Consider the following 10244-nt stretch of genomic DNA (forward strand, 5'->3'; position numbering starts at 1 on the left):
TTGGGCTCACCTGAAACAAACCTTCGAGCCGCAACGTCATCGTATGGTCAAGTACCGCTGACGCCCAATCCGGAAAACCGCCATGCTTGCAATCGTTCTTTCCGCCTGCCTCACGAACGATCCGAATGTCTGCCGCGATTACAAGATTCCGATCGATGCGGACGTCGACGCCATGACATGCATGGTCGAGGCTCCTCCGCATTTCGCGAAATGGGCCAATGAGCATCCTGGCTGGCAGGTGACGCGTTGGCGTTGCGCTTCCACTTCTGAAAACGACATCTGACCTGTGGCCCGGCAGCTACCGGGCAAAGTTCGTCTTCGAATAGATGGGCGCTTCCAAGCCGCTCACCTCGATGACGAATTTTTGCCGGATCGCCCGCTCGAAATCGGCATAGCCTTGCGCAGGAAGCACGAAGCTTCCCGGGCCCGCCATGACGTGCTCACGATACCACTGCTCGAGGGGATGCTTGCCGCCGGGAACCGCCTTGGGCAGCAGCGCCGAGTCCTCTGGCGTATCGAGCAGGATCGGCAGACCGTTGATCGTGACGCCATTGCTGACGAGCTCGTTGCGAACGGTATCGATGGACTCTTCCGCGTTGCAGTTGTCCGGTCCATCCCCCGAAACATCGATAAGAATGCGGGCGGCCTTGGCCGGAATTTGCGGAACGATTTTATCGTTCGCCGACCTCAGCATGCGCGTCATGCAAGTGAACTCACCGCCCTGTTGCGGCAACGTCCGAACCCGCTTCGCAGCCGCAAACGCGTCGGCCTTGTTGGCGATCCGGATCCACGGAATGACGAAGGACGGCGTGTCTGCCCACGTCACCATGGAGAACAGAATGCCGCCGGACGATCCGCCCGTAATCGCGTCGATGACGCCGGGGTCTTCAAGCGCCTTGGCTATCCCCTCCATCTGCAGTCGGTAACGTGCTTCGTCGACCGAGTTCGAGACATCGACGGAGACGACCAGCGCCGTGTCGACGGGCGCCCCCTCCTGCGCCCATACCGCGAGAGCGCCAGCCAAGAACGTGCCGGCAGCCATGACAGCGGAAATCGCCGCCCGCCGCTGTTTGAAAAAGCTGAAAATGGAGAGAACTCCCGCGGGCATCGCACGGCACCAGATGCCGCACCTATATTCCATACCTATCAAACAGATTTTTTCCCGCCAAGCGCTCCCTGGTGCCTCCGCCGGAACCCCTAGACCGATTGGCCAGGCTTCGGCATCGCGGCCGATGAAGCTGTACGCCCGCGCGCTGAGTCGGATGCCGATACGCGGATGTCGGCCTGCAGGGTCAACAGCTCGCAGAGGATCTGCATCACGCGATTTTCGGAGCGCTGGCACGGTGGCGAGGCCGCCGAGTGGGGCTGCCGCCGCCCTCAGCATTTTTTGCCGTCCCGCGCTGTTCCCGGCGGAACAGAGGTCTCAGGTCCCTCGTGTGTTAGAATGTGGTTAACGGCGGCGATGCCCCGTTCTTCCGGTCCGCAAAAACGCCCGACCGCCCGTGATCCCATGATTTTGATCACGATACTGATCGAGCACGCATTTCCTGTCCTCGTGCGGCAGTCCGGCCGGATGCCTTCGCTCACAAAGGAGAGCACCATGTCGAGAACGTTTCTTCTCATATGCGCCGGCGGAGCCCTTGCGCTCGCGACGGCCGCCTGCGGTGCCGTGGCGGCGCCGCTGAACCTTGGACCGGCACACCCACCGGGCGGCGACAACAGCCTCCAGACCCTCGTAAAGTCCGGCGGCATGCACGCTGGATCTGGAGGCATGTATAGCGGCCACCCCATGGGTGCGCCCCATGTCTACGGGCGTGCGTATTACAATCGCAGAATCGCTCGAAGCCAGTTCGCCGGACGAAGCCACCATCGCCACAACCGCTTCTTCTTCGTCGGTTATCCCTATTATTATGACGACTATTACTACGGCTACGACTCCTGCTGGTGGAGCCGCCCTCGCCACCGGTGGGTCTGCGACTACTAATGATGATCTAATCAGATCCTAGATAAGCACCCTCAACGTGCGTTGGGGGCGCTTTGCTCTTTTTGCGCGCACGCATCCGCATTGGATCTAGCGGACTCGTAAAGACACGAAACATCGACGATGATGCTTTACTTGGACACACGCTAATTAATGCTCAATCATCTTCAGGCTACGCTGCGTTTCCACCTTGCCTGTCCGCATACTCAAGGTCTGAAAAATGTTCCGTCTGCACCCAAAGCGGCAGTCCCCCTCCCTGGGCCTCGCTTCGTTGGCAATCGTTGCATTGGCATTCGTCTCGACCGTCGATGACGCCGGGGCCGCCAGCCGCCGCTCGGCTCGTCTTGAGGATGTTGCGCAGGGCTCTCTCACCGGCCCGCCCGTGATGGCGATCGTCTCACTCAGGGATCAGCGCGTAACCATTTACGATGCCGCCGGCGGCACGATGCGGTCGCGCGTTTCGAGCGGACGAACGGACTACGAAACGCCGGTCGGGATCTACAGCGTCCTGCAAAAGGAAGAGGAACACTATTCGAACGTCTACGACGACGCGTCGATGCCGTTCATGCAGCGGATCACCTGGTCCGGCGTCGCGCTCCATGGCGGCGCCCTTCCCGGCTATCCGGCGTCGCACGGATGCGTTCGCCTCCCCGAGAGCTTCGCCCAGCGCCTCTATCCGCTGACCAAAGTCGGCATGCGCGTGATCGTTGCATACGACGATGTGGCCCCCGTCGAAATCTCACATCCCTTGCTGCTGAAGCCGGCGCCCCCGCCGGCCGTCGAGTCGGCCGTCGCGATTCCAATGTCTTACCAGGATCAGGAGAGCGACGATAACGCCAGCCCATTTGAGCCCAATGTGAAGCGTTGGCCGGCACGCGTTGCCCAGCTCGAAGCTCTGAAGTCGATCGCAGCCGGCAAGCGGATTGAAGCCGATGCCGCGAACGATCAGGCCGATCAGATGACGCAGATCGTCACCGAGAAGAAAGAGCCACGCGATAAGGCGGCAAAGGCTTTGCGTAAGGCCGAAGCGGCGAAGAATGCCGCCGACGACAAACTCGCAAAGGCCGAGAAGGGACTGAACTCGGCGAAGTCTCCCAAAGCGACAAAGAACTGGGAAGAGGCCAAGGCAAAAGCCCTCAAGATCGCCGAAGACGCAACCGCTAAGGTCGCCCAGTTAACGGAGACGCTCAAGGCGGCCGAGGCCGAGTTGCAGACAGCCACGCAAAAGGCTGCCCCCTTCGTAGCGGCACGAGACGCAGCCGTCGCCCTGGCCGACGCAGCGAAACACAAGACGCAACCCGTTTCGATCTTCATCAGCCTCAAGACGCAACGCCTCTACGTCCGCCAGGGCTACGAGCCGGTATTCGAAGCTCCCGTCACGATCAGCGAGCCCGACAAGCCGATCGGCACGCACATCTACACCGCCGTCGATTATACGAACGATGGCAAGAATTTGCGCTGGACCGCCGTGACGATGGAACACAAGGGAGCGGACTACGCTTCCTACGACGACGATCGTCTCGATCAGACGAATAGCGCCGCCGACGCGCGCCAAACGGACGTCGCCAAAGCCACCGCCGCGCTCGATCGCATCACCATTTCGCCGGACGTTCTCGCGCGCGTCACCGAGGCGGCATGGCCCGGTTCATCGCTGATCATTTCGGACGAGGCGGCGAGCAAGGAAACCGCCAAGGCGACGGACTTCATCGTCCTCATCAGCACCGAACCGCAAGGCGGCATCAAAAAGCGTCCGAAGCAGTTCTTCCCCTCCGACAACTTCTATCGCGATAGCTCGTACGACTTTTATTACAACTACGATCGCTACGGCCGGCGGGGGTATTATCCGCGCCAGAAGTCGCTGTTCTGGTGGTGACTTGAGAAACCGTCGAAGCTTCGCCAGCCTTGCCTGTTCCCAAGAATAATCGGGCCGGGCGTAGCCTCACCTTGAAAATGCCGCGAGGACGTTATTGCCTCCGAAGAAACGTCTTCGGAGGAACCGTCATGAATGCCCAACCGCGGCTCGCAAGCGATATTTCGACACTCGGCGTCATTGAGCAGCTTCGCGATGCGTTGAAATATGCCGACAGCGAATTGCAGCGCCGCTGCGTCATCTCGAGCAAAATTCGAGAAGCACTCGGCGTCGCAGAACGTTTTCTCGCCAACGCCGGTCCCTGACAGGCTGTGCCGCTGACCCATTTCGGGTGAAGCTTCGAACCGAAGAGGTATCCTCAGCGGACGGCCTAACTTGGCTAGGTCGGCCGATGATCGCGGGCGCCGACTTTGAACGCGGCATCCGGCATTTCACGCGGCGACACCAGCCGCAGCAGTCCGCCAGCGCGGATCATATCGATCTCAAATCGTAGACTGCTGTTGCGATGCCCTTTCGGTCGAAGAAGTTAACGAGCCCAAGTGTTGTCTCCACACCGGTAATCGCAATCCCGCAATAGCTAGAACTGATCCGCAAAAACGCCCGAGACTGACGCAACGCCTACGCCGCATTGCGAACCCGGAGTTCAGACGTTAAGGCATCCGAGCGAATTCGGCCGAGACCTGAGCGCACCCTGAGCTGACCAGAATATTTTCTATCGCCCATAATCGATGCTGCAAGTATACAGCCCGGCAAGCAGCCGAGAGCTGTGTGGAGCCTCGATGGCAACTTTAAGGGATCACGAAAGTTGCAGCCTACGAACAAGCGGAAAAAATCCATGCAGGACCGATTGCCAGAAAAGAAGCCGGTGGCTGTCCAAAGTGTCAGCCCTGCGTCCACGCGCGCACCGCTTCTTTCGAAGCAAGCCCTGTCGGTCCTCGGCGTTCTTACTCTCATCGCTCTCATCGCGGCGGCCTATTTCTACTGGCAACACGCGAGCCTCTATCCTTCGACCGAGAATGCGCAGGTCCAGGCCAATATCGTTCAGATAGCTCCGCTCGTGACAGGAGCCGTCACGGAGGTCAAAGTCCATGACTTCACCGCCGTCAAATCCGGCGACGTCCTCGTTCAGCTCGACCGCGCGCCTTTTGAAGCCGCTCTGAAACTCGCAGAATCGCGTCTCAGCGTTGCCCAGCAGCAGGCAACTGGAGCGGGTCCGCAGGCAGCCGCCGCCAAGGCGAACGTCGAGCAAGCGCAAATTGCCGTTGACCAGGCCCGCACCGATCTCAATCGCACGACCATCAAGGCACCCGCCGACGGAACGGTCGGAAAGGTCCGCATTCAGCCCGGCGAAATCGCAAAAGCCGGCATGGGCATGTTCCCGCTCGTCGATACGGCGCATTGGTGGGTCGACGCCAATTTCAAGGAAACCGATCTCGCCCGCATCAAGCCCGGACAAACCGCCACGATCACCATCGATGCGTATCCGTCGCAGAAATTCACCGGCAACGTGGAAGCGGTCAGCCGCGCCAGCAATGCCGCGTTTTCTCTGATGCCGGCCGAGAACGCGACCGGCAGCTGGGTGAAGGTTGTCCAGAGATTTCCGGTTCGCATCGGCCTGACGCTCAAGCCAGAAGATCCCGCGATTGGCGTCGGCGCCTCCGCATACGTGATCGTCGACACCGCCGAAGAGGCGACCAGTGGCGCTAAGTGATCAGGTTGCCGATCATACGAGCACGCCGCTCCCTCAAAGGCTCCTGAGTTCGCTCGCCGTCCTGCTCGCCGTGCTCATGGTCATCCTTGACATGACCGTGGTCAACGTCGCGCTGCCCGACATGATGGGAGCGCTCGGCGCCACGCCGGACCAGATCACGTGGGTGCTGACGTCGTACATTGTCGCTGAAGCCATCGTCATTCCGATGAGCGGCTTTCTCGCCGAACGGTTCGGCCGCAAGAACGTTCTCGTCGTCAGCGTTGCCGGTTTCGTAGTCGCTTCCATGCTCTGCGGTCAGTCCGGCACGCTTTTCCAGATGGTGCTGTTCCGTCTCCTTCAAGGCGCGTTCGGCGCAAGCGTCGTTCCGCTCTCGCAGGCGACGATGGTCGATACCTACGATGCGCAGAGCCGCGGCAAGGCAATGGCCGTTTGGGGAATAGGCGTTCTCCTCGGTCCGATCATGGGCCCGACGGTCGGCGGCTTCATCACCGATCACCTCGGCTGGCAATGGGTGTTCTACATCAACCTGCCGATCGGCATCGTCAACCTCGTGCTTCTCGTCGCTTACATCCAGCCGACAAAGGCCATGCGAGTGCCGATCGACTGGCTCGGCGCCGCTCTTCTGGCCATCGGCGTCGGCAGCCTCCAGATGCTGCTCGATCGCGGCAATGTCGAGGACTGGCTGCAATCGCCACTGATCGTAGTCTTGGGCATCGTATCGATCGTGTGCCTCGCCACATTCGTCATCAGAAGCTTCAACCGGCGGGATGCAATTCTGCGGCTCAACCTCTTGAAGGACCGGAACCTCGCGACGTCGTCATTTCTCATCATGGCATTCGGCGTCGGAATGCTGAGCACGATCGCGCTGCAGCCGCTCTTTCTCGAACACCTTCTCGGTTATCCCGCCAGCACGGCCGGACTCGTCATGGCACCCCGCGGTGTCGCCGTCATGATGGGCATGGTCGTCGTCGCGGCGCTGATCTCGCATGTCGATTCACGGTGGCTCGTCTTTTTCGGCCTCGTCTTGTCCACCGTCGGTACGTATGTAACGACGAGGACGTACAATCTCGAAATCGATCAATTCTGGATAATCTTGCCGACCATCGTTCAGGGCATCGGCATGGGCATGATTTTTGTGCCTCTCTCGACGCTTGCCTATCAGACCTTACCGAAGGAGGCGTCGGACCAGGCCGCCGGCATTTTCAACATCGCGCGGACCATCGGCGGATCGCTCGGCATCGCGATCGCCGCAACGATCCTGACACGCGCCTCGCAGCAGAATTGGCGAACCCTCGGCGGCGCACTCGATCCTTACAATCCCGCGCTTCATGCATGGTTCAACGCGACCGGGCTATCGGCCTCCGATCCACGGGCGCAGCAACTGCTCGGCGCTGAGCTCATGCGCCAGTCGATGATGATCGGCTTCATCGAGGCCTTCGGCTTCATCACGCTGAGTTTCCTCGTGTTGATCCCGTTCGTGATGCTGCTGAAGGATACCGGCGCGGGCTCGCCCTACGCCCCGGCCAGCACGAAATAGCGTCCCGCAAATCCACTTGGTGGGACTTTACAAGGTTAAAGCATGGCAACTTTCTGGATATGCGAAACCACTTCGCTGACCCGAAAGCGGGTTAGGTCCTTATCGATTTCGGCAACGATCTTTTCACGCGTATTGGAAGGTAGAACCTTACGCAGTTGACCGAGCATCGTCGGCGGTGCGACCACGACAAGGCGATCGAATGAGTTGCGTGCGGCATACCCGCCGAGCATTGCTCCGAGTTGGCTTGCAAAGAGAACCTCGAGCGCGCGATACAGATCCTGCTTTGGCTCGATCGAATGGCGCGTGTAACCGAGAGATTCGTGTACCCGGACAACCCTATCCCTAAATTTCAGATGGCTCGGAGTATTGTTCAGGTTGGCTTCCGAAAAGACGTGAACGTTTTTGCCTCGGCCGAAAGCTTCCAATATCCGTGCATGACCGCCATCCGTGACGAGTATCCATGTTCGCGTAGGTTTCATCGAATTTTCCTTGAACTTCGCCCGTTCACGCCTCCGCTTCGCTGTGGCTCGGACGGGACAACGAGGACGCCGCTCGATGCGTTTGCAAACGCACGACAGGTTCTGTCGTTGCTCAAGCTGTTGGAATGACCGCCGTAACCCGTGGCTAATTCCTGATCGAAATGCCGTCCGACACGCAATCACCTCAGGCAGTCCCCGCCAGTCTGAGCCTTCCGTCAGCACGAAAATCAAATGTAAGACGCCGGGCTATTCTCTGCTCAAAGCCTCTGCGCAGGATTGAAGGTCTGCTATGGAATGCTCCGATGAAATGAAGAATCTCAGCCGGCTCGTATCGATGCGAACGGCAGGATAAATGATCGGCGATGGGTTGAAACCGCGCTCCATCATCCGCTCCAGAAGCCTGCCGGTCTTCTTCACGGAACCGGCGATGACAGGGATCATTCCAAGCCCGATACTCGTCCCCGTATCGAGGCCGCGTTGTCTGCACTCCCGGAAAAACAGTTTGCAATTTTTCTGGAGACGATGGACCCGCTCCGGATCACTTCTGAGCAACCGAAGGCTTGCGAGTGCGGCGGCCGTCATGGCCGGAGGGAGTCCAACCGAGTAGACAAAACCCGGCGCGGAATACTTGAGGATTTCGATCAGCTCTGCATTGCCTGCAATAAAGCCGCCACAAGAGGCTAGCGTCTTGCTCAGCGTACCCATGAAAATATCGATCTTCTTTGGGTCGACGTTTGCGTACTCGGCAATTCCACGCCCGTTCGCACCCAGAACGCCAATGGCGTGCGCATCGTCGACCATGAGCCAGCAGCCGAAACGCTCTTTGATCGCCACGAGATCGGAAAGATTGGGGCAATCTCCCTCGGTGGAATAAAGGCCCTCGACGACGATCATCACGTTTTTAAAATGATCGCGACGTTGAAGAAGGATGCGAACAAGCGATGCCAGATTATTGTGTCTGAAAGCCTTGATTTCCGCACCGGATAATCGCGCCCCGACTTTGGCGCTGTTATGCACCAGTTCGTCGTGGACAATCAGGTCGCCCTCACCCACGAGCGTTCCAATTGTCGACACGTTGGCAGCGTGTCCGCTCACAAACAAAAGGGCATCTTCAAAGCCAAAAAATTCCGCCAGCTCCGTTTCGAGCTGACGATGCATTTCGAGGCTGCCGGAAACCATAGGACTTGCCGATATGCAAGAGCCAAACGTGTCGATAGCACTCCTCGCCGCCCGCAAAACTTCGGGGTGATCGCTGAAACCCAGATAATCGGTCCACGCGAAGTTGACGAAACGCTGTCCTTCGATGGTCACGGACGTGTTCGAGCGGCTTTCCTGAATTTTGAAGAAAGGCTCCTTCACCCCCCAAGCTCGCGCCAGCATTCGGTACTGCCGTATCGACCGGAAGCGTGATGTATTGGAAAATGCGGTAGCCTCGCGATAGCCAAATCTTTCGGCCTGTCTCGAACCAAGCAACGGTTTGATGGAGCGAATAGTAATTGATGCCATGGGCTGGACCTTTACGCTTTTCAACAAATGATGCGCCCTGAGTGACTCCAATCGAAGACCGTTACAGATGCAGCCCTGAGTCCTGTCACGGGCCGAACTCTCATCACGAGATCCATGATGAAACGTACAATCGCTACGGCATGCGCAATGATCCAAGCCTTGCGGAACAATTGCGTTTCGCCAGTCGGGCTAGCTGATCGGCCTAGTCACTTTGATCGGTGCAGGAAAATTATCTCGTCCATCGACAAACATTCTCTCGCTTCCAAGCGAAACGTGAGCACGGGCTCACAGAACGTCCGCATGCAAACGATACAATAGAAACTAGACGTTCAGTTTTGCCTCACTTAAAAATTTTAGCAGCTGCTCACAAAGGTTCGTACTCTGTCTTTGCCCGTTCGAGACGCGCGCCCTTCTGGTCTAGTCCCCATCGATGATCGAAAAAAAACTCGAGCGCTTTCCGTGTCTCCACACGCAGGAGTTCGCCCTCGAATCCATATTCCCGCCGAACGACGGTCTCCTGTTGCGCGGAAAGACCTGATTTCGGTCGCAGCCAAATGATCGCCCTGGTGTTCCAGTCCGCGTCCTCCGGCAGCAATCCCGCTGACGGCCTTTCTTCGAACGTGCTGTCGGGCTCAATCCGGACGGGCAAGTAATTCCGGAATTCCTTATGTTTGAAGCTGAAGGCTCTGAGGTGCACAATTTCGCCGTCCGACGTGAAGCGCGTCGGGGCAATCCACTGCCCTTTGTCCGTGCCCGATGTCATCGACGTATAGCGCACGTAAAGTGCTTTCTCCGACCGAATCGCTTGATAGAGATGCGCGATTATTTTTGGATCAGCGCGCCGTTCTGGCCGCGGAAGCGCGGAGAGAGGCCCTTTTTCGCCCTCGTCCGTCAGTATGCCGAAGGCCGCCGTGAGGCTGGACGGCACCAGCGGTTCATGCCGGTCTGAGGCGAAGTACGTCTTGCGAACCGTATCATAGGAAGGGGGCTTGGCGCGCGCCAACTTGAGATAGGTTCTGAAATCCAGCGCGGCCTGCGCCGTCGAGATGCCGAAGCGATCGACCAGATCCCGGCGGTTCGCCACGCCGCGCCAAGTGAGACATCTGTCGAGGAAGATCACCCGCTCTCTCTGGGCGTGCTTGAGGTCATCGAGGGTCATG

10 protein-coding genes are annotated in these 10244 nt (G+C 58.8%); 6 read left to right on the forward strand and 4 right to left on the reverse strand.

Annotation, left to right across the window (positions count from 1 at the left end; translation table 11 throughout):
- Positions 1-82: 82 nt before the first annotated feature.
- The gene (locus tag AB4Z24_RS08975; RefSeq protein WP_441707600.1) at positions 83-283 is read left to right on the forward strand and encodes a hypothetical protein; all 201 of its coding nucleotides are present in this window, start codon (positions 83-85) and stop codon (positions 281-283) included.
- Between the two features lie 15 nt (positions 284-298).
- On the opposite strand, the gene AB4Z24_RS08980 is transcribed toward AB4Z24_RS08975, so the two are convergent.
- Entirely contained in the window at positions 299-1108 is an 810-nt protein-coding gene (locus AB4Z24_RS08980; RefSeq protein WP_441707601.1) for a DUF1194 domain-containing protein, read from the reverse strand.
- Between the two features lie 492 nt (positions 1109-1600).
- On the opposite strand from AB4Z24_RS08980, the gene AB4Z24_RS08985 reads away from it, so the two are divergent.
- The 5 genes from AB4Z24_RS08985 (at position 1601) to AB4Z24_RS09005 (ending at position 7099) form a co-directional block, all read left to right on the forward strand.
- Entirely contained in the window at positions 1601-1984 is a 384-nt protein-coding gene (locus AB4Z24_RS08985) for a hypothetical protein (protein WP_441707603.1), read from the forward strand.
- Between the two features lie 217 nt (positions 1985-2201).
- Positions 2202-3854 (forward strand): L,D-transpeptidase family protein, encoded by a 1653-nt coding sequence (locus tag AB4Z24_RS08990; protein ID WP_441707605.1) that lies wholly within the window; start codon positions 2202-2204, stop codon positions 3852-3854.
- Positions 3855-3982: 128 nt separating this feature from the next.
- Positions 3983-4156, forward strand: a complete 174-nt coding sequence (locus tag AB4Z24_RS08995; protein WP_290989458.1) for a hypothetical protein — start codon at positions 3983-3985, stop codon at positions 4154-4156.
- Positions 4157-4686: 530 nt separating this feature from the next.
- Positions 4687-5562, forward strand: a complete 876-nt coding sequence (locus tag AB4Z24_RS09000) for an efflux RND transporter periplasmic adaptor subunit (protein WP_441707607.1) — start codon at positions 4687-4689, stop codon at positions 5560-5562.
- Positions 5549-7099 (forward strand): DHA2 family efflux MFS transporter permease subunit, encoded by a 1551-nt coding sequence (locus AB4Z24_RS09005; protein ID WP_441707609.1) that lies wholly within the window; start codon positions 5549-5551, stop codon positions 7097-7099. Before AB4Z24_RS09000 ends, AB4Z24_RS09005 begins: the two co-directional genes overlap by 14 nt.
- 35 nt (positions 7100-7134) lie before the next feature.
- Here the strand turns inward: AB4Z24_RS09005 and AB4Z24_RS09010 are convergent, their stop codons facing one another.
- The 3 genes from AB4Z24_RS09010 to AB4Z24_RS09020 form a co-directional block, all read right to left on the reverse strand.
- Entirely contained in the window at positions 7135-7578 is a 444-nt protein-coding gene (locus AB4Z24_RS09010; RefSeq protein WP_441707611.1) for a host attachment protein, read from the reverse strand.
- A gap of 246 nt (positions 7579-7824) precedes the next feature.
- Positions 7825-9084, reverse strand: coding sequence for an aminotransferase class I/II-fold pyridoxal phosphate-dependent enzyme (locus AB4Z24_RS09015; RefSeq protein WP_441707613.1), 1260 nt, complete (start codon positions 9082-9084; stop codon positions 7825-7827).
- Between the two features lie 364 nt (positions 9085-9448).
- On the reverse strand, positions 9449-10243 hold the full coding sequence (locus AB4Z24_RS09020; protein ID WP_441707615.1) for a WYL domain-containing protein: 795 nt from the start codon (positions 10241-10243) through the stop codon (positions 9449-9451).
- Position 10244: the final 1 nt, after the last annotated feature.

Origin of the sequence: Hyphomicrobium sp. 2TAF46 (genome assembly GCF_052114865.1) — a bacterium.
Taxonomy (GTDB): domain Bacteria; phylum Pseudomonadota; class Alphaproteobacteria; order Rhizobiales; family Hyphomicrobiaceae; genus Hyphomicrobium_B.

Bases quoted from the DNA above. Each gene is read 5' to 3' on its own strand.
- AB4Z24_RS08985 (WP_441707603.1), top strand. From the start codon at position 1,601: ATGTCGAGAACGTTTCTTCTCATATGCGCCGGCGGAGCCCTTGCGCTC.
- AB4Z24_RS09000 (WP_441707607.1), top strand. From the start codon at position 4,687: ATGCAGGACCGATTGCCAGAAAAGAAGCCGGTGGCTGTCCAAAGTGTC.
- AB4Z24_RS08990 (WP_441707605.1), top strand. From the start codon at position 2,202: ATGTTCCGTCTGCACCCAAAGCGGCAGTCCCCCTCCCTGGGCCTCGCT.
- AB4Z24_RS09015 (WP_441707613.1), bottom strand. From the start codon at position 9,084: ATGGCATCAATTACTATTCGCTCCATCAAACCGTTGCTTGGTTCGAGA.
- AB4Z24_RS08975 (WP_441707600.1), top strand. From the start codon at position 83: ATGCTTGCAATCGTTCTTTCCGCCTGCCTCACGAACGATCCGAATGTC.
- AB4Z24_RS08980 (WP_441707601.1), bottom strand. From the start codon at position 1,108: ATGCCCGCGGGAGTTCTCTCCATTTTCAGCTTTTTCAAACAGCGGCGG.
- AB4Z24_RS09020 (WP_441707615.1), bottom strand. From the start codon at position 10,243: ATGACCCTCGATGACCTCAAGCACGCCCAGAGAGAGCGGGTGATCTTC.
- AB4Z24_RS08995 (WP_290989458.1), top strand. From the start codon at position 3,983: ATGAATGCCCAACCGCGGCTCGCAAGCGATATTTCGACACTCGGCGTC.
- AB4Z24_RS09010 (WP_441707611.1), bottom strand. From the start codon at position 7,578: ATGAAACCTACGCGAACATGGATACTCGTCACGGATGGCGGTCATGCA.